The sequence below is a fragment of the Colwellia sp. 6M3 genome, assembly GCF_014077595.1.
Classification (GTDB): Bacteria; Pseudomonadota; Gammaproteobacteria; order Enterobacterales; family Alteromonadaceae; genus Cognaticolwellia.
The window spans coordinates 90,784-113,492 of the sequence record NZ_JACGWF010000003.1 but is presented as its reverse complement, the minus strand read 5'-3'; the positions used below and the strand labels follow the sequence as shown (position 1 = coordinate 113,492).

Genomic DNA, 22,709 nt, shown 5'->3' with positions numbered 1-22,709 from the left:
CTTTAGATTTATATAAATCATTATTCATATTTAAAATAGATAACCAAATGTCTAAAGCTAAGTTTGAAGTTATAACTCACTTAAAATTATTTGAACCTACTAGTTTCGTTGTCGATGGTGACTTAATTTCTAATACCTGCCCTAAAACTAAAGAAAAATATAAGTATCAAATTCAGCAAAATGATGACTTTCATTTAGATCATTACAATCATTTTCCGATGATACTTAATTCAGACGGAAGCCTTTGGGAGCAGGCCAATTTATTTTTGCTGGATAGTTTAAAATCGGTTAAACGTGTTTCTCCAAAAACATTAGAATCTAAATCTGTTGATTTAGTTATGTTTAAAAGATGGTTAGATACTGAAGAAGTTGACTATTTATCCGTCCCTAAACGAATAATGGCAAGACCAACCTATCGATTCTGTGCCTACCTTCATGAGTTAATAAGAAATGGTGAAATAAAATCGAGTACAGCTAAACGCAGAATGGGTACAGTACAAACATTCTACCGATGGCTAAAAACCTGTGCAGGAGTAACATTTGATTATCCATTGTGGAGAGAGAAAGAAGTTTTTATTAACTTTAAAGATCATAAAGGCTTTTCACTCAGTAAAAAACAAATATCCACGGATTTATCTTTTAAGCAAACGAACAATAACTCTGATTATGAAGAGTACATACAAGACGGTGGAAAACTAAGACCACTTGCTACAACTGAGCAATACCAATTAGTTGAGGCATTAAGAAACATTGGCAATTCAGAAATGACTTTATCATTTATGTTTGCCTTAACAACCGGTGCCAGGCTTCAAACAGTTTTCACATTAAGACATTGCCATTTTGAGGCTGAAATTCCTGATACCTTAAAAGTCGTAAAAATAAATACTGGAAACGGTACCTTAATTGATACGAAGTACGGAAAAAATATCGTTCTGCATATACCAGCGTGGCTATATAGGCGTATTCAGTTATATCTTGGCTCAAAGCGTGCCAAAACAAGGAATCAATTATCTAGGCTAGTTTATGAATCTGAGAATTATCAATATGCATTTTTAACTAAAGGCGGACGACCTTATTATATGGCAAATTCAGATCCATTCTTAACCCTTTATCGTCATCCTCCTCGAGGAATATCTGTTAACGCATTTATACGACAGCAACTTATACCTGAGCTCACTAGCAAAGGCCACATATTTAGCATTAGATTTCATGATCTCAGAGCCACTTTTGGTATGAACTTGCTCGAAGATAAAATTAAATCTACAAATCATAATTCAACTATGGGAAGAGAGTTACTGAGTGGGGATGCTTTGTGGTCAGCCCTAATGATCGTTCAAAAAAGACTAGGTCATTCAAGTATTACTACAACTGAGCGGTATCTGACCTATCGAAAGGACTTTTCAATTGCACTTACTGTTCAATCTGAGTTTGAAAAACACCTTATGCAAGTGAGTGATGATTATGAAGGAAATTAATACTCGATGGACAGAACGAAAAACCATTGTATATGAACTTGAAAATATCCCCCTTAATTTTGATGACAATATTTATCCAGTTGATTATTCACAGTTACAAATAAAAGTGCCTTGGCAAGTCAAAAATTTAGATGTTGGCTCCTGGTGTTTTACCAGGAGAAAATCAAAACATGCCAATTCAAATCATGCAGACTATGCTACAAGCTTAGTTGATGCTAGTTCATTCAAAAAGAGTCGTATTAACGCTATAAAAGCCTTTGTGGAATATTTGCATAGTCGATATAGCACAGGCATAACGCCAAAAACCCTTCATCGATATACTAGTAGCTTTAATCAATTTTTAGTTTGGTGTGATTCTAACCAGCAAGAAGATGTATTGAACACAATCATGACAGCAAGGAAAAGCTTGGCTGAATATATCCTTACTCTTTTTCATTTAACACGAAGTAGTCAACTCAACATAAATACCGCAGCTCGTTATCAAAATCATATCATTGAAATATTAAAATTCATTTTTGATGACGATGAAGGAGTCATTAGTGCGGGGCTTCGTCTTATCAGAAAGAGTGGAGCCGCAACAGTAGCAACTCCAGTTCCTGGTCATTCAAAGGTCCATCAGTCTATTGAACTATATTTAAGCCTATTTAATCAAATAACTGACTTTGTTCTTAGCTTTGAAAAGTACCCGTTTCAATTAACTTTGCCTGAAGAAACTCTGTGGGTATTTCCAACAACTCGTCCAATGGCCACTACAGCAAAATTAAAAGTACGTAATGAATGGACTAGAGGTTTTTGGTCGTGGGATTATGAAAACGGTTGTTTATCCAAAGTAGAAAATATGGAGAAATATTACAATGGAGATAAAAAACAAAAAAGAGATGCCTCTAGGTACATTATGAAGGCATCTCAAAAAGCGCTAGTTGAGGCAAATTCGGACAATAATAACTATTATCGTAGACGCCTAGCTTCACTTGCAAGTGACGCTTTTACCATGTTATTCATATCGAATACCGCAATGAATTTAGCACAAATGATAACACTTAATTGGTCTAACGATTATAAAGTTGGCAAAGAACATCAAGGTTATCGCGCAATCAAACTCAGGGCTGGAAACAAATCACAGCACTTCATCGTCACCAGTTCATTTTTACCACTCTTTAAAAAGTATTTAAAACTTCGAAAATATTTACTTGTAGAAGATAGTACCCAATTATTTTTTGGTTTTGATGCTTCAATTATCAATCACAAGCCATTATCAAAGGGTTTTACTACCAATTTCAATCAAAAATTAAGGAATAATATTGGCATCAACATACCAACGATAACCGCACGAGAATGGAGAGCTCACAAAGCCGATTGGTTAATCACCAATACAGATCCTAAAACCACGGCAATGATGTTACAAAATAGCGAGCGTACAGTGCTAAAACATTACACAACAGGGTCTGAAATTGAAAGCGCAAACGAAATGTCAAAATTTTACGATAGCCTTTCCACCATTCAATTTAATACTTCTAACGCTAAAAAATCGCAGTATACCTCAGTTCCTATAGGTCAGTGCCAACAATTCCAAGTTCCAAAGGTCATTGATTCTATAAGTAATGTTTTACCTGACTGTTCAACCCCACATGGTTGTTTAAATTGTTCCCACTATAGGATTGTTGCAGATGAAGAAGACATTAGAAAGCTAGTTAGCTTCCGTTATATCTCTGTTGAGTCTCGTCAACTGGCAAGCAATGAAACACATTTTGAAAACTACTTTGGTAAAATGCTTACTCGTATAGATGAAATATTAATGTCACTTAGAACCCAGAATAAAAAATTAAAACTTCTTGTTGATAGAATATGCTCGGAAGTGTCAGAGCAAGAAATGCTTTCTCCATATTGGGACAGGAAATACCAGTTACTCATTAATCTGGAGCTCATTAAATGAATGAGTCTTATCAATTACTTTACGAATCTAGATTTGAAACGGCGGTTGACCAAACTAAACCTGACAGTTTCCAACTTAACTCTAAAAATATAACTTGTCCCTCTCAAACTTTCGTTATCTCACGAAATACTGACGGAGTAGTGCTATCAACCTATGGTGACGCTACTTATTGGGATTTAACTCCATACCGAACAGCGGCCTCACAAGATACAAAATTGTATTGGAATAACCTTCCATATCAAACGGTAGACGAAGCAAAATGGCTAACTTTCATAATGATATATCTTGTTTCAACGGGACGAGCGGGAGCTCTCACCGTTGGGACTTTATATAATTACCACAAAGTGATTAAGAAACTATGTCATTACGCAAGTGAAGAAAGCTTAACTGTTACTGAGGTTTTAGCATCAAAACAAAATGTTACTAAATTTATAAAGTCTAAGATTAATACTGGTAGTTTATTGACTTACTTTATTGCTCTTTTGGGACATTTATTCGAACTAGGTGAAAAGCAAACAGGTATTCCTACATTGGGTTTAAAGGTTATCACTGATATTCGAGCGCTACGAGAGACTATTCCAGAACATAAGCAACACCCTGTTATACCTCCACGTATATTTAGCGGTTTTTTATCTGAGCTTTGGTCATTGATATTTTCCTTTAAAAAAATACAAGCGCCTCTTATATCACTCATCGAAAAATGTGTTGAGAACAAAATATATGGACGAAGGCAAAAACCTAAAAACATTGAAAAATATGGTATTGAGCTCAACTTCTCAGAAGCTGTTGAATTTCATGGTTTAACCAGTGAGGTTGATAAATTAGGGATTAAGAGTCTTACAAATATTCATGGCTATATCCTAGCAATCCAAGATGCAGGAAGATATTTACTACATGCTTATTCAGGTATGAGGTATAGTGAGTTACTGAGCTTAATGTTGAATTGCTTATCTATAGAAAAATCAAAACATGGGAATATAGTTCGACTGTTAGGAAAAACAAGTAAGCTTGTCGGTCAACGAAAAACAACCGCATGGATCACATCAAAAGAAAGTGAAACTATTGTTGAAGTACTACAATCTATCGCAAAACTTGTAACCCACGATCAAGATTTCTCTGCCGAAGAGCTTATTCTATTTCCATCTCCAAGCTATTTAGGTTTTGTTGGGGCAAAAAGAAGTTCAACAGCTTGTTTACCACACAACCATACAAGCTCAACGTTGTGGCGCTTTATTAATATTAAAGAAATAGAAATTAACAATGAAGATCTGAACTTCCTTGAAATAATTGATTGCTCTCGAGCATGGAGAATGGAAGATCAATTTAAAATTGGAGAAAGGTGGTCTTTTTCTTCGCACCAATTTAGGCGAACCCTTGCTTATTACTGTCGTCAAAGTGGACTAGTAAAACTATCAACATTAAAACGACAACTCAAGCATATCACTCGTGAAATGTCCTTATATTATGCTCATGGAAACGAATACAGTGAACTATTTGATACCAATGAACATTTCCACAAAGAATACGATAGAAGCAAACCAGAAGTAGATACGCTTGCATACGTATTAGAATTATTGTTTTCTGAAGAGGATTTACATGGGAGTCATGGCAATCATATTGAGCGGTTTAACAAACCAAAGAATGCACAGCAAAAAGTAAAAATCCTCATGAATCGAGGTGATATTGTTAAAAAGTTCAAAAATGGTGAGTTGGCTTATAAAGAGACAGCATTAGGGGCATGTACTACGACTTCCCCTTGTAATCAAAAGTTACTTGGTAATATATCTGCTTGTATTAAATGTACTGATGCGGTTTTAAAACCATCAAAAGTACAAAACGTAATAAATTATCAACGTAACTTTGTAGCATCGCTCGAGAAAAATAGTATTGAATATAGAACTGAAAAAATGGAACTAGAAGCATTGTTGTTACAACAAAATAAAATGGTTAAAAGAGGATGATTTAATGGGAGCCGTAGATAACTATTTGTCTGCTTTAGAGCGATTAAAAAACAATACACCGGTTGTTTTACCCAAAGGAACTCGTATATCTAAAGATACAGTTGCATTGGAAGCTGGCCGTAAACGAAGCTCAATCAAAAAATCACGACCTCAATTTGCAAGTCTTATCGAAGAAATTGAATTAGCTGCAAGTATTCAAAGTAAGCCCGAAGACGACTCTAAAGGTTACTTAGATAAACTAAAGTCAGAAAAAGATCATTATAAAAGTCTATATCAGCAATCACTAAACCGAGAGCTAATGCTAGTAAAGCGGCTGTCTGATTTAGAAAAACTACTTTCAAATGAAGTAGGCAAAAATAATGTCCACAATATACGGGCATAACAATCGATATTTGTCCGTATTTTTTGTTGATATACAGACAAAATGTAAATCAATATCTAACTGATATCATTACAAATTAACATGTCCGTATGTCCTGTTTTTTTCAGTACGCATGGTACCAACAATGTAAACTTCGCTATTTTGGACTTTTTTGGTTATACCTTCGCCCCTCGATACGCAAAAATGAAAAAAATATTTTTTAATTTATTTGAAGTGTCTGAAGAAGATGGAGGTCGCATTCAATTGATAAAAGAAATAAATCATAAATTAATCGCTGAAGAGTGGGACGAAATTCAACGTATAGTGTGCTCATTAAGCCGAAAGACTACCACGCAAAGTACTATTATTGGAAAGTTGAGTAACGGTAAGAGTCGCATCTTGTCTGCTCTTCAGGAATATGACCGATTAATAAAATCAATTTATGTTTTGGAGTACGTTGATAACTCCACGCTGCGCCATTATGTTCAACAAGCCTTGAACAGAGGTGAAGCATACCATCAATTAAAACGGGCGATTACTTCCGTTAATGGTAATAAGTTTCGTGGGGGCAATGATTACCAAGTATCGCAATGGAACGACTGTGCTCGGCTTATTTCAAACTGTATTATTTATTATAATTCCGCATTATTATCGGCATTTTTACAAATTCAAGAAAAGAACGGCAGACAAGATGTGGTTGATATTATTTCAAGGTTATCACCTGTCGCTTGGCAGCATATAAACTTGAATGGAGAATATGCCTTTAATAAAGACCGTAAGGAAATTGATTTAATCGGTTTACTAAATGGTATTGAGACACTTGGTAGTGTCGATTGAACAAACAAACTATGTGGTAGTAAATATAGGCTCTCCCAGAAAGTATTAATAAGGTGTACCTATCGTAGACCGTGACTGTAAAAACTTAATTGTCATAAAGAGGGCCAAATTCATCAGCTAAAAGAACCCAAGTGGTTGCAAAATTTTCGCTTATATTCATCAAGCGTTAAAGACTTCAAAGTGGCATTTATTGACGATAGCGTAACACTAACAAAGTGGCAAAAATCACCAAAAATAGTATTATGCAGAAACTACATCATTTAATGGCTATATATGTACTACGATAATCTCCTAAACCTTTGTTTTGAGGCTTTATTACATCTCTACTTCACTGTTCAGTCAAATGATGGTTACACTTCTGCTACCGCTAGAAATGCAATACTGGTTAAGTTTTTAAAACCTAAATTGAAGTTAGCCGCATATAACGACCAAAAAAAGAATATTCAGCTTATGCTACGGGTGGGACGTCAAAAAGATAAAAAATTAGAGCTAGAATTACTTGAGATAAAAAAACGTGCGTTTGATGTCTATAACGCACCCGACTTATAAGTTCCCTGACCGCCATCTACTGCCCTTAGCAATCATTCCAAGAATATTTTAATTATTAAAATTCATTAACGATCACCTCATGTCAAAAATGTGCCCTTTAATGTGCGCTTTGTTGACGTTAGCTGTCGGCTATTCTTTAGGTCAAGTGTTAGCCAATAGCCGACATTAGTTTTTAAGCTATTAAGGGCAGTTCAGAGCCTGAAGCGAACGTTAAATAAGTTGGTGTTCTGGCACGCTAAGGGGCACAAAGCGAGTTGGCCTTTTTGAGTTGTTTACGCTCGCTTTCTCCCAAGAGCGAGCGTAAAGGTTTCAGCATTCATGTATAACGTTAAGGCACTTTCACCTCTTAAAACGTTTCAAGCCTCTGGCAAGTTTTACTAAGTCACTACAGAAGAGAAATTGCGCTCAGTATCTTATCAATCAAATCTTTATTGGTTAATTGGCCATTATCTGTATCAAAATTATCGTAAAAGCTTGGTACTGAAATAGCCCCTTTCACATCTGCTGCAAAATAAGGTGCCGAACCTTGTGCTGCGGCCAGTACAGTTCCAGCTCCGCCCGGGCCCGGTGAAGTTGCCAACATGATGACAGGTTTGTTTTGGAACATTTGCATATTGATGCGAGATGTCCAATCAAAAAGGTTCTTGTACGCTGCGGTATAGGAACCATTGTGCTCTGCAAAAGAGATAACGATAACATCTGCTTCTCCAAGCTTTTGATAGAAAGCTTTTGCAAGTTCTGGTTGACCTAGCTCTTTTTCACGATCTTCACTAAACAGTGGCATTTCATAGTCATTTATATCTAGAAGCTCTACCTGTGCGCCTTCAATTTGTTTTGCTGCGTAGTTGGCTAAGTGCTTATTTATGGAATTCTTACTGCTTGTTGCTGCGAATGCGAGTACTTTCATAATAACTTCCTATCTTTTGTCTCAGTGGTTGGGTACACTTTAAATCAATCCCATTTATTAATTAATCCTCTAACTGTGGACTGATTATTTCCAAATGACCTGTAATGACAGTAAATACTTGGTTAAAAAGGAGACGTCATGGCAATTAAAAGTAAATTTCTTGATGGTATAGTGATTTTTGTTCATGTTGTAAAAGCGGGCAGTTTTACTCAGGCTGCTGACATTAGTGGGCACTCTACGTCATACATCAGTAAAGAAGTGAATAAGCTAGAAGCTCGTTTAGGTGTTCGCCTCTTACATAGAACAACTCGATCGCTGAGCTTGACGCCGGAAGGCGAACTTTATTTTCAACGGTGCCAACAAATAATTGAAGATGCAGAGCAAGCTGAAAACGCCATCATCGGCAAGCAGGGAGAGCCCCATGGAGTGCTTCGAATCAGTTGCCCTATCTCTTATGGTTTGTCTAATATCAGCCCTATACTAAGTAAATTTACTGAAAAACACCCAAAAATCCAACTAGATTTAGACCTTAATGATAGAAAGATCGATCTTATATCCGATGGGTTTGATGTGGTAATTAGAGCCGCTATTCACCTCGAAGACTCTAGTTTGATCAGTAGAAAAATCACTCAATCAGAAGCCCTCGTATTGGCTTCACCGGGTTACCTAGCTAAACATGGTGTACCACAACACCCGTACGATTTAGATCGGCATAAAATAATCAGTTATAGCAATTTGAAACAACCCAATATTTGGCTATTTCAAGATCATAATGGAGATTCAATTCAGGTGCACGTTGAAAGCCACGTGCTCACCAATAATTCCACATTAGAAATAGACTTAGGTGTCGCTGATCAAGGTATATTTCGAGTGCCTCGCTTTGCGTTAAAAGATGAGCTTGAAACAGGAACATTAGTCGAGGTTTTCTCTGATTGGGCTAAGCCTTCGATAGGAGTTTATATGGTCTACCCCAGTAGAAAGCATATGTCGGCAAAGGTACGAAGTTTCATCGATTTTGTCATGGAAGAGCTTGGTGATTAGAATAATAGCCAGTTTAACACTGTTTTTTCTTACTTTCATTGGGTATACATCGAATGCCATTTTACATAAAAACACTCATATCCCTCTTCAGCTTGATGTGATGCGTCTGCCTTAAGGCTTACCACTTGCTAATTCCCAAAAGCATGCATAATCGTGAGCACATTTTTTAAGTTTCTAGGGCGCTATGGGGTGAAAACGACTTACCAGTAATGTCCGCTATGTCGGATCACTTGTCGCTAGTTAAGCCAAATCTAATGTCGGGTTTCGTATCTTTGCTGACTGTTTTCAAGTCGATTTTTCATTCATAAAAACGTCCGCAATGTGGTAATTGTAATAGTGACGATTAGGTCTATTTCGCAAAAGGGACGAAAGCGAGATAGAAATCACATAGTAATTCGCTTAGTTCAAAATCCGAGAATGCAATAGAACTGCCTTTCTTGAAATGGTGTACCTAATACAACTATTTCTGATAATCATTAATAAGGAATTTTTGGTTTATTTTGGGTATACTTCAAAGAGACCGTTTAAAGTCAAGTATTATAATAGTCCATTAAATGTCGGAAACTATGTATAATGGACTATAATAATAAGACTATGTAAAATGGACTATCTCCTTGTTGATCAATTTTCGAACTTACGCATATTTAAGAGCCTCAACCAAAGAGCAAGATGCGGAACGTGCAAAAAGCGCATTGTTACGATTTGCAAACGATCATGATTTGTTAATCTCTGCGTTCTTTGCAGAAAACGAATCTGGAGCCACGCTTCAAAGACCTGAATTATTTAGATTACTAGAAATAGCCCAGAAAGGTGATGTAGTACTTGTCGAACAAATAGATCGGATATCTAGATTAAAAGATGACGATTGGGACTCGCTCAAATCCATCATAAAAGAAAAAGGTTTAAAAGTGGTATCATTAGATTTACCTACAAGTCACCAATTTGCAGTAGTAAATGATGAATTCACAGGAAGAATGTTGTCAGCTATAAATGACTTGATGCTCGACATGCTTGCAGCTATTGCAAGAAAGGACTATGAAGATCGAAGACGACGACAAAAAGAAGGTATTCTTAAAGCTAGGTCCGAAGGTCGATATCGTGGACGACCAATAGATATAGAATTACAACAAAAGGTTGAAGGCATGTTGTCGGATAAAAAATCCTATGACTATATTCAGAACATTTTAGGTTGTTCTCGCTCAACAATTTCTAAAGTTTCGAAAAGACTAAAATTAAATAATCTGAAACTCTAAATATCACCTAAGGTTAATTTCGAGGGGATGGGCACAAAACCCCAATATGCTTCGGATTAGAAACTGTTTTACGAATAAAACTATAAAGCATTGTTTCCGCTATTTGATGACCACGCAGTATGACTATATCATCTCTGTCATTCGGAAAATAAGTGTTAAATACTTCTAAAGACGAATCCAAATCTTTTACAAAACTATCATCCATACATATACCTCTAAAATATACTCAACGTTACAGTAACGGTGAGTAATAGCTTGAATCAGTTAAACTATTACGAGTCCGAATTAATAGTTTTTTACTCCCGACACGGACACTGATTTAAGAAGTGAAAATCTTCTATTGGAAGAGCATCAGCTTAACAACATACTGTTATTAAGCGATAAATACTAGTGTATGGCAAGTGCTAAATTGCACGAGTTAGCCTAGAAAGGAACGGCTACAAAACCTATAAATAGATTAATAAAGGCAGAATGATAATTAAGAAAATTTACAGATTTTCTTACTGTTACTAATGATAGACCCTCTACAGTAATGTCGTCAGTTATTGCTTTTTGTAAGGTACTCTATAAAAACAAAAATAGTCGTTTTAATATTTGGGGAATATGATAAGGTTTCTTCAGTCGTTCAGGCATTGATTCATTTGCTATAGGTGCCATAATGAGATGCTAATTCTATTCATTTTAATGTTTCAATATGCAGCTGTATTATTATGAGAATCATGATGTTACTTTAATGTTTTGAGTACGTTTTAATTTTTTAACGCCTGACTTTTGGGTAGGTTTACTCTTAGTGAATTTTGAAAAGTGTAAAGAATAATACTATTTTATAGTATTAAATTTACAGAGTTTATTTTTTTATAAGAAAAATGCTTTTAATGTATTAAAATATAATACATTGATTTTCATACTCCGATAAAATATACCCTTGGAGATAGCTTGTCACACACACACACTAAGTTTACACTTTTTTTGGGTGATTACCTTTTTAGTTAATTAATAGCTGTAAAGTTAAACATAGAATGTAAAAAAGGTGAGCTTGTGCTCACCTTTTTTGATTTTATTAGTTCATTATTCTCTTTGGTTTATGTTTATTAACCGTAAATAATAAGTTAGCAAAAACCCTTTAGTGTTAAAGAGGAAAAAGCAACATAGCGGTAAGTTAGTCTATTCATAAAACTAGGTTAATTGGCTTGTTAACCATTTTTTTGCTGCATCAGGAGAATCAAAGCTTTTGCTTTTTAGTCCTGCTTGATAATAAGCTTTTTGAAAAATATTTTCGGCTATAGCTGGCGATTCACTCAAGCTAGAATAGATTGCCAATGCTTTAGTTTGTCCAGTACTAACAAATTTTACATGATAGTCTAAAGCGTTTTTTGTTGCTAATGGTAGGCCTCTCAATATAAGTAAAACTGCAAAGTTTTGGTAATCTACATCGTTTATAATAATGCTTGTTAGATCGGCGTGCATTTTTTTAAAGAACTCTAAATTCCATGGGCCCGTGGCATCTATGGAAATAATGTTATCTTCTACAGCAAAACTGCATTTTCCGTGAGGAAGAAACTCTGCTTTCAAGTGATTACCTAAGGTTTAGTATCTATGGCTTAATTAATAGCTGTTTTAAGGCTGACTGTAAAGTTGGATATTGAAATTTAAACTGATGATTAAGCAATTTCGCGGGCAAAACATTTTGGCCATACAACACTAAATCTGCTGACTCTCCCATTAATATTTTTAATACAAAAGCAGGAACTCTAAATATACAAGGTCGGTTAAGCACTTTGCTTAAGGTTTTTGAAAATTCTTGATTAGTAACTGGCAAAGGCGCTGTCGCGTTAATCGGTCCAGAAATATCAGTTTGGTAGATAGCGGCTAATAGAACCGCCACCATGTCATCAATATGTATCCATGACATAAACTGCTCGCCACTAGCAATGGGACCACCTAGACCGAGTGCAAATGGCGGCAACATTTTTTGTAAAGCGCCGCCGCTGTTGGCTAAAACTATCCCGGTTCTTATTAAGCAAACACGTGTTGCCTCTGATTGAGCCTGCTGTGCTATAGCTTCCCACTTCTGACATACATGATGACTAAACTCCTCATGTATATCTTGATAGCTCTCATCGATTGATAAAGCCCCTTGTCGACCATAAAAACCAATCGCGCTGCCTGAAATAAAGCTGTGAGGTGGTTTGATCGCTTGTTGAACTTTATCAACCAAGCTTTGAGTTATTTGCCAACGGCTCTGGCAAATAATATCCTTTTGTTTGCTTGTCCATCTTTTATCAACAATAGCTTCACCAGCTAAATTTACCACTACATCAAGATCATTAAAGTTTACATCGTCAAGCGTTGTGACTAATTCAATATTATCAGGCAATAATTTTGCTGTTTTATCAGTACTTCGCGTTAGCACAATAATGCGTTCAGTATTTAAATGTTGGATCAGTGCTTGCCCAATTAGGCCACTACCACCCGTAATTAAAATGTTCATTATTGCTCCTTATTTGTATAAGATCTAATTTGTCACTCGTCATACTTCCTTTACCCAGAGATAAATATTGGTGCGTGTTTAGTTGGAGCTTTGCCGAGATATTAAACGACTATCCAAAGGTATTAGCCAATAACGATATTAGTAAGTGAGGATATTAGTTATACCGACAATGTTAATTTATAGATCACATACAGTGTTGTACGTTATCAATAAACTATAGCAGGCGAATATTGAAATGAATAAAAAGTTGGCAATAAAAAAGCTCCCTGAGGAGCTTTTCATTACTATCTAAGCCGAATAGAAAACTTAGTAGTAAGTATCTTCTTTGTTGTGCGCTTGAGGATCTTCAAGAATCTCTTCAAAGTCGACTTCAAAACTGTTGTTACTATCAGTATTTGCCATGTAAATAGTGCGAGTTGAACCATCGATCCAAGTGACCGTGCCGCTACCTTTTTTACTGCCGCATTTCATACCAATATGTATATCGTTAAATTCCATCGTTTCCTCCTCGTTTATTGTCGAAAATCGAACCGTGCTTTCGATTAAGCAAACTCTGTTATTACTTGGAATATCTATTCTGAAAATAGTTCAAATATTCTACAGCTAACGTGCTTCTTTTTCGACGGGAACGTTTTATTATAAAGAGAAAAATATTCAGATCTAGTTATTTTTAAGGCTTGGTACTGATCCCTAAAACAGTCGACTTGCTAGCCCCTGTTACTGCTGGAATGTTGCCGAAAATATTTTTATCAAATGCTAAGGCCAACCAGGCAAATGCCATTGCCTCAAGTGAATCACTATTAATGTTTTTTGTATGAGTATTCACTATTGAATGGTTGGTAAGCTTATGATTTAAAAGTGAAACCAAGTAGTGATTCTCAATGCCACCACCACAAATGTATACGTCAGATTTCGTACTTAGTTTAGTGATTTCTTGTGCAATACTGTCAGCGGTTAATGCCGTTAATGTTGCTTGAATATCAGCAGGTGTTAGTGTGCTTTTATCGGTAAATTCGGCTAACCATTGTGCGTTAAAATACTCTCGACCAGTACTTTTAGGTGCAGGTTGAGTGAAGTAACTATCGCTTAACATTGCTTGTAATAAATCAGGACAAATCGTACCTGAATTAGCCCATTGGCCTTTAGTGTCAAATCGGCCTGATTGATGTTGAGAAAACCAATAATCCATTAACGCATTACCAGGCCCGGTGTCAAAACCTGTGGTTTTATGCGGCGCGTTGGCAGGGAGAAAAGTAATATTAGCAATACCGCCAATGTTAACCACAAACACATCTTTTTCAGCAGAACCAAATATGGCTTGATGAAAGGCAGGAACTAATGGTGCACCTTGGCCGCCTAAGGCAATATCCTTGGTTCTAAAGTCGCCCACCACACGAATACCTGTTAATAACGCTAAGGTTTGTAAACAACCTATTTGCAAAGTAAAAGGCGTTGTTATCTGCTCGTTTTTAACTGGGCGATGGCGAATAGTTTGCCCATGACAACCTATGGCGGTGATGTCTGAAGCCGTTAAATTTTCTTGTTGTAAAAACTTTAAAATAGCTTGTGAAAACTGTTGTGCTAACTCAATGTTGAGACTGCCAGCATGGTCAATTTCATTAGCGCTGGCGTTATATAAACGCATTATATTTTGCTGAGTATTATGATCATAAGCTTGATAATAACTGGCCAGTAAGTTGGCACCGTTGGCGTATTGAGACTGGTTATTGTCAAACTCAACTAACGCTAGATCAATACCATCGGCACTGGTGCCTGACATTAGGCCGATGTAGCGTACTTTATTACTTGTGTTATGACTCATATTAATCCGCGCTTTTCTAATTAGATTGAGTACTCAGCATCACTTGTCGTGAACTTGAAAGTTCGGCAAGGCGTTGAGCCGCTACCGCATCAAACTTTTGCTTAAATTTACTACTAATAGGTTTAGCATCTGGTAGCTTTACTGTTCTAGGGTTGCGGTGCACGCCATTCAGTAAAAATTCATAATGTAAATGTGGTGCTTCTGACATACCTGTTGAGCCGACATAACCAATTACTTGGCCTTGTTTTACCCGCTCACCGGCTTTAACTGCACGTTTAGAAAAGTGCAAATACTTAGTCACAATACCATTTCCGTGCTGAATAAATACGTAATTACCATTGTATTTATTGTAGGTTGAATGGGTAACTCTACCATTACCAGCCGCAACAACAGGCGTACCCTTTTTAGCCGAATAATCGGTGCCGTTATGTGATTTCCAGCGTTTTTGAATAGGGTGGAAACGTTTACGTTTAAAGTTTGAGCTAATATAGCGAAAACTGACTGGCGCACGTAAAAATGCTTTACGCATGCTATTACCTTTAGGTGAATAGTATTCGTCGTCGGTAAAGCGAATGGCAGTAAAAGATTCACCTTGGTTAATAAACTCAGCGGCTACTATTTTTCCAGTACCGATGAAATCACCTTCAACATATTGATTTTCGTAAATTACATTGAAGCTATCACCTTCACGAATATCCATTGCGAAATCTATATCCCAGCCAAATACATTTGCCAAACTGATAATCTGACCATCATTTAACCCTGCAGTTGAAGCAGCATTCCAAAAGTTTGATGTAATGGTGCCGTGTGCAATAGCTTCACGTATTTCTACCGTTTTGCTTTCTTTGTAGGCGTGATACTGCTGGTTTTGCAAATTAACAAATAAAGTTTCATTTTTTGACAACGGATATTCAAGTGACACCAAGTTACCATCAGTGTCTTTACCGATGCGTATAATGTCGCCAACGTTGAGCTTTTTCAGTAAATCGCTTTCTTCACCTTTTGCCGTGATAACGTTATGCGTTGTAGTCGCGTTTAAGCCATTACGTTTGAATATTTTTGCTAATGAATCACCACTTCTAACTTTAACCGATTGCCACGATAATTGAGCTGCATCTTCTTCAATATTACTCGGTAAATCAGGAGCAGGCCCTTGATTGATTTTTAATACCTCAATCGGCGGAACGGGCAGTTGAATATTACTAGTAGCTTCTACATCGTTGCTTTGCTCAGGCATTGCAACTTGATAACGTTCACCTACTTTAAATTCGCCATTACTATTTGTTGGCGATACTTGCTTACTACTTTCTAACGGTACCATGAATAAAATCAGCACTATCGCAGCACATGACGTAATAATTATTTGGTGCTGTTTTGGTAAGGCAAAATATAAATTTTTTATATTTTTCAAAAAGCTAAGACCTATAAAAGAAATTTTAATACGAAAACTATCGTCTACTATAACAAAATAATATCATCCTAAACAATGATAGGGTTTTCACCACAGTTAAAATTACAGTAGAATTCGGCAATAATTATTTTTATTTTAAAAAAAACACCTTTGTTGGAGCCTAGTAAATGTCAGATGTAAGCCAAGCGTTTGAAGAAATAAAACGCGGTGCGGAAGAAATTCTGTTAGAAGATGAACTGTTGGAAAAGCTTAAAAAAGGTAAGCCACTTAAAATCAAAGCGGGCTTTGATCCTACAGCACCAGACTTGCATTTTGGTCATACTGTTTTAATCAACAAATTACGCCAATTTCAGCAACAAGGCCATGAAGTTATTTTCTTAATCGGTGACTTTACCGGCATGATTGGCGACCCAAGCGGCAAAAACGTTACGCGTAAACCGCTGACGAGAGAAGATGTGTTAGCAAACGCTGAAACCTATAAAGAGCAAGTGTTTAAAATTTTAGACCCAGCAAAAACCACTGTTGCTTTTAATTCGACGTGGATGGAAAAACTAGGTGCTGCCGGCATGCTAAAACTTGCGTCACGCCAAACCGTTGCACGTATGATGGAGCGAGACGATTTTAAAAAGCGCTACAACGGCGGCCAAGCCATTGCCATTCATGAATTTATGTATCCGTTAGTTCAAGGTTGGGATTCTGTTGCACTAGAAGCCGATGTTGAATTAGGTGGAACTGACCAGAAATTTAATTTATTAATGGGTCGTGAGCTACAAAAGTCTGAAGGACAACGTCCGCAAACTGTCTTAATGATGCCGTTACTTGAAGGCTTAGACGGTGTGCAAAAAATGTCGAAGTCACTCAATAACTATATCGGTATTACTGATGCGCCAAACGATATGTTTGGTAAAATCATGTCTATTTCAGATGATTTAATGTGGCGTTACTACGAGCTATTAAGCTTTAAACCGCTTGACGTAATTAACGGTTATAAAGAAAGCATTGCTGCTGGTTCAAACCCTCGAGATGTAAAAATTGACTTAGCTAAAGAGTTAATTGAGCGCTTTCATGACCAAGCCGGGGCAGAAGCTGCCCATCAAGAGTTTATTAACCGTTTTCAAAAAGGTGCCGTGCCTGACGATATAGCCGAAGTTGAAGTTGTAAGTGACAATGGTGAAATTGCTATCGCTAACTTATTAAAAGATGCCGGTTTAGTTGCTAGTACCTCAGAAGCTATGCGAATGATAAAGCAAGGCGCTGCTAAAATTGAAGGCGAAAAAGTTGTGGATAATAAGCTAGTTATAAGCGCTGGCACATCGGCAATTTACCAAGTAGGTAAACGTAAATTTGCTAAAGTCAGTGTTAAATAAAAGCTATTAAACGCGGTACTTGTTAAGAGCCAGTAAAGTTACTGGCTTTTTTATGCGCTGAATTCGCCGTTTTTGAATCTATGTAGCATATAAATGGTTGTCAATTTACTGATATAAAAGCTCTCAGCCTTCATCACTAATAAAGCGCTGATAAATTACATATAGTTGTAATTTATCAATAGCTAGGTAACCTAGCGTTATTGTTTTTTGTTTGAGCCACTATGATAAATTGTAGATTACTTAGCTGTTTAGCATTACTTATCACCCTGATATCTTGTTCTGTTTCGCAAGTTGCTACCACGTCTTATCGTGATAGTTTTGATTTTTCTCTGGTTGAAAGTTATAGCACTTATGGTCGCAACTCTGCCTTTGGTGACTTACAAAATATTAAAGGTACTATTCGAAATAACATTGAACTGGCGATTGAACAGGGTTTCGATGAAAATGGCTTTCGTTATAAAGCCACAAAAGATGCTGATATTGTTATTGCTTATCATCTATTAAATAATGATTTGGGCGAATTTAAACGTTACAACCAGCAAGTAAAATATTGCGGCTATTGTTTAAATGCAGGGGGAAATTCGCGCAAAGAAATAGAGAAAACACTCAGCGCTGGTAGTTTAGTGCTCGATATAATTGATCCCATAAGTCAACGGTCGGTCTGGCGCAGTGTTCACATTTTAGGTTTTAAAGCACAAGACAATAGCCAAGAAATACAAAACAAAATAACTAATGCGGTTAAAACCATGTTGCTCGATTATCCTCATGGTAATAATATTAGCTAAATACTAAATACTAAATACTAAATACTAAATACTAAATACTAAATACTAAATACTAAATACTAAAAGAGAGGTTGTCTAATGGCAAAATGGTTAGCTATTACACTTTTTGCGTTAATTTGCTTTATGGTCATTTTACTTGGCTTAGGCTATTTGTTATCTGAAAACGAAAAATCTACTAAGGTGCTTAAAGTTGAATTAGCACAACAAACTCAACTAAAGCAGAAAAAAACACATCAACGTAACAACCTTGATACCTATACTGGCGAAACTAGCGAAGTAAATGCCAATATTGTAGCCAAGCAAACTGATGCCGAAATAATGCAAGCGTTTAAAAGTTCGCTAATAAACAACTTAACATGTGTAACCGTAGCGCAATGCCAAGTGGTAACCGTTAAGTTTAAAAATATTAGCTGCAAACTCGCCAGTAATGTTATTGGTGCATCGCAACTTAACAAAATAGCCACACATACGATTACAATGGATAACTGCCCAAGCGTAAGTTCGCCAAATGAATTGGCTTGTCAGCAAAATGTTTGCAGTTTAGTTAGCATAGTCAAATAAGGTTTTTTTTTGCCATCAAGCAAGAAAATAAACACGTACACAGAGATTTCATTGCCTATAGGTGAGTGAACATCGTCTAAAAATCTTAGCAGTATGGTTATCGTGTTTATAATAGTTTGGGTATATAATAACGCATTGATTTTTTAAAATTGTAAGTAATATGACCTTTCCCGACGACGAAACAGGCCAAGTTTTAGCTGAAATGCAAACTGCAGGTATTAACCTAAGCGAAATGCACAAAGTAGTGTTTTTTCAGTTATTTGAACAAGAACTACAAGCTAAAGCTATGGTTGAGCATTTAGCTGCACAAGCACCTGATATGCAGGTAGCGATTGAGCCTGACGAACTGCCAAATGTTTGGGATGTAAACTGCACCGTAAATATGATGCCAAGTTACGAAGCTATAGTCGCACAAGAAGCTGAATTTGAATTACTAGCAAATAAGTTCAATGGCTATAACGATGGTTGGGGTATTGAGGCTTAACAGTCTCGTTTTATTCGGGGGCGTTCAATATTCTGTGTCAGCTTAAATTTAAATATCGAGCACGCTATCTAAACGCCCTTCAAAGTAAATCGCTAACTGAGATAAACACAAGCTCCAATTGTGAATGGGCATTGTCCATTTCTCGGTAGCGTTTAATATGCCAGCATAAAGTAGCTTCAACAAGCTATTTTCATTCGGGAAAGCCCCTTTAGTTTTTGTCAGTTTTCTAAATTGACGATGTACTGCTTCAACCGCATTCGTCGTGTATATAACTTTGCGGATATGCTCTGGATATTTGAAATAAGCCGATAAGTTATGCCACTTATTGCGCCAGGAATTGATGACCAGCGGATAAGAACTGCCCCATTTAGCGTCAAGTTCATCAAGCGCTAACTCAGCTGCTTCCTTTGTTGGCGCTCGATAGACAGGCTTTAAATCAGCCATGAACGCTTTTTGATTTTTAGATGCAACATACTTCATTGAGTTGCGTATTTGATGAACGATACACAATTGAATTTCAGTTTCTGGGAAAATAGTTTTTATCGCCTCAGGAAACCCTGTCAGGCCATCAATACAGGCGATTAGGATATCTTTAACACCACGATTATTTAAATCGGTAAGCACCGACAACCAATAGTTAGCCCCTTCATTTTCCGAGAGATGCAATCCCAGTATTTCTTTTTTACCGTGAATATCTAAGCCAAGCAAAGTGTAAACGGCTTTACTGATATATCGACCATCTTCTTTGACTTTATAATGAATAGCATCAAGCCAAACAATAGGGTAATGGCTATCGAGAGGCCGTTGCTGCCATGCTTTTAACTCAGGGATGAGTTTATCTGTGACAGCACTTATCATGCCTGTCGCAACGTTCATACCATACATATCTTCGATGTGTTTACTAATATCTCGATAGCTCATGCCCATGCTGAACATGGACAATATTTTTTGATCTATTTCATCCGTGAGTGACGTTTGATTTTTCTTAACCAGTTGAGGTTCAAAACTGCCGCTTCTATCTCTTGGTGTATCAAGTTCAAAATTACCCACAGAAGATTTAACGGTTTTAGTGCTAGAGCCGTTTTTACGGTTAGGTTGTTGTTCGTTGGCCAGGTGTTCTTCAAGTTCAGCTTGCAGTGCGGCTTCACTTAACTTTTTGATAAGCCCAGTCAGTACACCGTCTTTGCCATTCAGGTTTTTACCTGCTTGGAGTGCTTTAACTGCTTCTTGAAAATAGAATTGAGTTGTCATGTGTCATTCCTCTTTTTACTAGTTTACTGAAATGACACAGATTTTTGAACACTCCCTTTTATTCAACTTACTCGTTCTAATTACTCAACTAACACAAACCTCGAGAGCATCTTGAGTTTACTGATTTAGTATTGAAGCCTTTTACAGTTTTTTCATAGTATTGATGTAATTACACTATTAGAATATTTATAATTACCTGATAGTTATTGTATTAATAGCAAGCAGAAAAAATTGTGTAGCTAAATTTACGCGAGTCTAATTATAATTAATAAAGTGATACAGTGCCTTAGGCACAAGGAGTTTCAACCATGTTCAATAAATGTCTATCTCTTTTCTTACTGGCTTTACTCACTGCTTGTGGCGCCACGCAGCCACCACCATATCAAAAAGATCGACCGCCTGAAGCACGCGACCAATACAGCGGCGCAGAAGGTTTAAAACAACAACAGCAAGATCAAACCTACCTAATGAATAAAGAATTAGCCGATAAGTGTACTGCCGCCAAAATAGACTTAGCCATGGCAGAGCAAGAAAAAAACACTAGCGAAATTCATCAGCAAATCGAATTAATAAACAGTCACTGTCTATCAGAAGACTAAACTTATTTTGATTTAATTAAGTGTTTCTTCTTAAGTCAGAGAATGGAGAAACTGCCTGATTTTTCTGAGCATGATCAAGAAAAATTTTGGGTGGTAATTTGTTTACAAATATTTTTGTCGACTTGGTTAACGTAACATTGCAAAGTGTTCATAGCAGCACTTATCCTGAAACATATACTTCATATACTTCATATACTTCATATGCTAAACCTAAACCTAAACCTAAACCAGATGGTGCTATTTCTATAGATTCAGATGGTAATATCAAAGAATAATTAAACTAACGAAATAACGACCTCTGGTAGCAAGAACAGTAGGGTCAGGTTCGCTGATATATTGGCTTTGTGAGAGCGATTTTAGTTGTTTAACACCGCCATTAAGGCTCTTGTCTACTAAGCCACAAATGGAAACAAGTACTTTGTCGGGAGTCATTATATTTATACGACTTAGGAAACATTATTTTTCAGCATAATCTTAACAATAGAAATGAGTAACTTTAAAAGCTCGATAACACTCAAGGAGAGCATGAATGAAAGTATAAGTTAAACGTTTTTCTAGCCACCAAACCGCCAAGGTATTTGCAATATTAATGGCGGCATCTTCATTGATTTTTGTTATTCCATTCAGTTTAATTGCATTGTTTTCGCCTGCCGCCGAAGATACTAGTGGTAACGAAGTAAGCTTTAGTGGCTTTAGTATGATGTTTTTAATTATGCCAATATTTCAGGGTGTTATGGGTTATATAATGGTGAGGTTTGGTATGAGGGTTTACAACAAACTAACACCGCATATTGGCGGTATTGAGTTTGAATTTGAGCCAGTTGACGTTGAACATGTAGAAGTCACAGAAGATGAAGTTAAAGACAATTGAGCTAAATAAGAGCTATGTAATTGGTTGACTGCTCCAGCTGTTACATTAATCGGCTATAAGCACTTATGATGTGATCAACATTCTCGGTACCGCCTTGTTTAATTCGCTTATAGTGATTAAGTGTTTTTTCTAAATACTTTTTAACGACAAGTGCTTGTTGAGGATTTTCTGCTTGCCAAATATACTTTCCTACAGGGGTTATAGGGTGAGTTATTTCGCTGTTAATTCCCTTGTTTTTATCGGTTTCTGTCGAGGCTAATATCACTTCATAGTAGCGATGATTGTCTGCCACTAACGCTTCGCTTTTTAAACTGCATTTAAGTGCTATAAGTTTTTTACGCAGGGCAAATTGCTGATTAACAGGACACAGTAAAAAATCGATTTCTAGCTTAGGATTGTTTTGACAAATGTCATTAATGAATTGATTCATTAGATCACCACCCACACCGGCAATAATCACTAAGTGCTTCCCCTGGTATGAATGTAACGGCAGTTTTGCAACATCAATACAGTGTGTTTGCCACTGTGAAGTCGCATTTTTGTAAAACTGTTGAAGTTTATTTTCTACGCTGGTGATTAGCTGAGGTACTATGTCAACAAAGTGTATATTTGGTGCCGCTTGTCGTGACAAAAGACTTGCCCCTAAAAAGCCGTGATCACAGCAACAATCCCATATATGGGTGTAATTCCAGCTTACCATTTGTTCAATCTGCTTTAATCTTTTACTGAGTTTCAATCCATGACCTTTAT

At 36.6% G+C, this 22,709-nt stretch carries 23 protein-coding genes; 14 read left to right on the top strand and 9 right to left on the bottom strand.

Annotated features, from left to right (window positions below):
• The 6 genes from H4J50_RS01605 to H4J50_RS01580 form a co-directional block, all read left to right on the top strand.
• The coding region (locus H4J50_RS01605; protein WP_220466074.1) for a site-specific integrase at nucleotides 1-1,475 on the top strand (1,475 nt) is incomplete at its 5' end.
• The gene (locus H4J50_RS01600) at nucleotides 1,462-3,408 is read left to right on the top strand and encodes a hypothetical protein (protein WP_182254019.1); all 1,947 of its coding nucleotides are present in this window, start codon (nucleotides 1,462-1,464) and stop codon (nucleotides 3,406-3,408) included. The genes H4J50_RS01605 and H4J50_RS01600, both read left to right, overlap by 14 nt.
• Nucleotides 3,405-5,369, top strand: coding sequence for a hypothetical protein (locus H4J50_RS01595; protein WP_182254017.1), 1,965 nt, complete (start codon nucleotides 3,405-3,407; stop codon nucleotides 5,367-5,369). The genes H4J50_RS01600 and H4J50_RS01595 overlap by 4 nt, the downstream gene beginning before the upstream one ends.
• A 4-nt stretch (nucleotides 5,370-5,373) precedes the next feature.
• A complete protein-coding gene (locus H4J50_RS01590; protein ID WP_182254015.1) occupies nucleotides 5,374-5,751 on the top strand; it encodes a hypothetical protein in 378 nt (125 codons plus the stop codon).
• A gap of 81 nt (nucleotides 5,752-5,832) precedes the next feature.
• A complete protein-coding gene (locus H4J50_RS01585; RefSeq protein ID WP_182254013.1) occupies nucleotides 5,833-6,567 on the top strand; it encodes a Tn3 family transposase in 735 nt (244 codons plus the stop codon).
• 273 nt (nucleotides 6,568-6,840) lie between these two features.
• On the top strand, nucleotides 6,841-7,116 hold the full coding sequence (locus H4J50_RS01580) for a DUF2913 family protein (protein WP_182254011.1): 276 nt from the start codon (nucleotides 6,841-6,843) through the stop codon (nucleotides 7,114-7,116).
• Between the two features lie 385 nt (nucleotides 7,117-7,501).
• Here H4J50_RS01580 and H4J50_RS01575 read toward each other — a convergent pair whose 3' ends face one another.
• Nucleotides 7,502-8,023, bottom strand: a complete 522-nt coding sequence (locus H4J50_RS01575; RefSeq protein WP_182254009.1) for an NADPH-dependent FMN reductase — start codon at nucleotides 8,021-8,023, stop codon at nucleotides 7,502-7,504.
• A 138-nt stretch (nucleotides 8,024-8,161) separates the two neighbouring features.
• Between H4J50_RS01575 and H4J50_RS01570 the strand changes: the two genes are divergently transcribed.
• Nucleotides 8,162-9,064 (top strand): LysR family transcriptional regulator, encoded by a 903-nt coding sequence (locus H4J50_RS01570; protein ID WP_182254007.1) that lies wholly within the window; start codon nucleotides 8,162-8,164, stop codon nucleotides 9,062-9,064.
• Between the two features lie 614 nt (nucleotides 9,065-9,678).
• On the top strand, nucleotides 9,679-10,317 hold the full coding sequence (locus H4J50_RS01565) for a recombinase family protein (protein ID WP_370626178.1): 639 nt from the start codon (nucleotides 9,679-9,681) through the stop codon (nucleotides 10,315-10,317).
• A 13-nt stretch (nucleotides 10,318-10,330) separates the two neighbouring features.
• On the opposite strand, the gene H4J50_RS01560 is transcribed toward H4J50_RS01565, so the two are convergent.
• From H4J50_RS01560 to H4J50_RS01535, 6 genes are all read right to left on the bottom strand, one after another.
• Nucleotides 10,331-10,522, bottom strand: a complete 192-nt coding sequence (locus H4J50_RS01560) for a hypothetical protein (RefSeq protein WP_154904223.1) — start codon at nucleotides 10,520-10,522, stop codon at nucleotides 10,331-10,333.
• 971 nt (nucleotides 10,523-11,493) lie between these two features.
• The gene (locus H4J50_RS01555; RefSeq protein ID WP_182254005.1) at nucleotides 11,494-11,889 is read right to left on the bottom strand and encodes a hypothetical protein; all 396 of its coding nucleotides are present in this window, start codon (nucleotides 11,887-11,889) and stop codon (nucleotides 11,494-11,496) included.
• Between the two features lie 22 nt (nucleotides 11,890-11,911).
• The gene (locus H4J50_RS01550) at nucleotides 11,912-12,808 is read right to left on the bottom strand and encodes a TIGR01777 family oxidoreductase (protein WP_182254003.1); all 897 of its coding nucleotides are present in this window, start codon (nucleotides 12,806-12,808) and stop codon (nucleotides 11,912-11,914) included.
• Nucleotides 12,809-13,114: 306 nt separating this feature from the next.
• The gene (locus H4J50_RS01545) at nucleotides 13,115-13,306 is read right to left on the bottom strand and encodes a hypothetical protein (protein ID WP_108457410.1); all 192 of its coding nucleotides are present in this window, start codon (nucleotides 13,304-13,306) and stop codon (nucleotides 13,115-13,117) included.
• A 172-nt stretch (nucleotides 13,307-13,478) separates the two neighbouring features.
• Nucleotides 13,479-14,630 (bottom strand): anhydro-N-acetylmuramic acid kinase, encoded by a 1,152-nt coding sequence (locus tag H4J50_RS01540; RefSeq protein ID WP_182254000.1) that lies wholly within the window; start codon nucleotides 14,628-14,630, stop codon nucleotides 13,479-13,481.
• Between the two features lie 16 nt (nucleotides 14,631-14,646).
• On the bottom strand, nucleotides 14,647-16,041 hold the full coding sequence (locus tag H4J50_RS01535; protein ID WP_239059031.1) for an OapA family protein: 1,395 nt from the start codon (nucleotides 16,039-16,041) through the stop codon (nucleotides 14,647-14,649).
• Nucleotides 16,042-16,208: 167 nt separating this feature from the next.
• Here H4J50_RS01535 and tyrS point away from each other — a divergent pair, with 167 nt between their 5' ends.
• From tyrS to H4J50_RS01515, 4 genes are all read left to right on the top strand, one after another.
• A complete protein-coding gene (gene tyrS, locus H4J50_RS01530; protein ID WP_182253998.1) occupies nucleotides 16,209-17,408 on the top strand; it encodes a tyrosine--tRNA ligase in 1,200 nt (399 codons plus the stop codon).
• Between the two features lie 221 nt (nucleotides 17,409-17,629).
• Nucleotides 17,630-18,193 (top strand): DUF4136 domain-containing protein, encoded by a 564-nt coding sequence (locus tag H4J50_RS01525; RefSeq protein WP_182253996.1) that lies wholly within the window; start codon nucleotides 17,630-17,632, stop codon nucleotides 18,191-18,193.
• Nucleotides 18,194-18,271: 78 nt separating this feature from the next.
• Entirely contained in the window at nucleotides 18,272-18,754 is a 483-nt protein-coding gene (locus H4J50_RS01520) for a hypothetical protein (RefSeq protein ID WP_182253994.1), read from the top strand.
• 160 nt (nucleotides 18,755-18,914) lie between these two features.
• Entirely contained in the window at nucleotides 18,915-19,238 is a 324-nt protein-coding gene (locus H4J50_RS01515) for a ribonuclease E inhibitor RraB (RefSeq protein ID WP_182253992.1), read from the top strand.
• A gap of 48 nt (nucleotides 19,239-19,286) precedes the next feature.
• On the opposite strand, the gene H4J50_RS01510 is transcribed toward H4J50_RS01515, so the two are convergent.
• Nucleotides 19,287-20,489: an IS256 family transposase gene (locus H4J50_RS01510; protein ID WP_182253990.1), complete on the bottom strand. Its 1,203-nt coding sequence runs from the start codon at nucleotides 20,487-20,489 to the stop codon at nucleotides 19,287-19,289.
• 308 nt (nucleotides 20,490-20,797) lie between these two features.
• Here H4J50_RS01510 and H4J50_RS01505 point away from each other — a divergent pair, with 308 nt between their 5' ends.
• Together H4J50_RS01505 and H4J50_RS01500 are read left to right on the top strand one after the other, a co-directional pair.
• Nucleotides 20,798-21,088, top strand: coding sequence for a hypothetical protein (locus tag H4J50_RS01505; RefSeq protein WP_182253988.1), 291 nt, complete (start codon nucleotides 20,798-20,800; stop codon nucleotides 21,086-21,088).
• Between the two features lie 589 nt (nucleotides 21,089-21,677).
• On the top strand, nucleotides 21,678-21,959 hold the full coding sequence (locus H4J50_RS01500; protein ID WP_182253986.1) for a hypothetical protein: 282 nt from the start codon (nucleotides 21,678-21,680) through the stop codon (nucleotides 21,957-21,959).
• Between the two features lie 40 nt (nucleotides 21,960-21,999).
• Here H4J50_RS01500 and H4J50_RS01495 read toward each other — a convergent pair whose 3' ends face one another.
• Nucleotides 22,000-22,695, bottom strand: coding sequence for a tRNA (adenine(22)-N(1))-methyltransferase TrmK (locus H4J50_RS01495; protein ID WP_182253984.1), 696 nt, complete (start codon nucleotides 22,693-22,695; stop codon nucleotides 22,000-22,002).
• Nucleotides 22,696-22,709 lie beyond the last annotated feature (14 nt).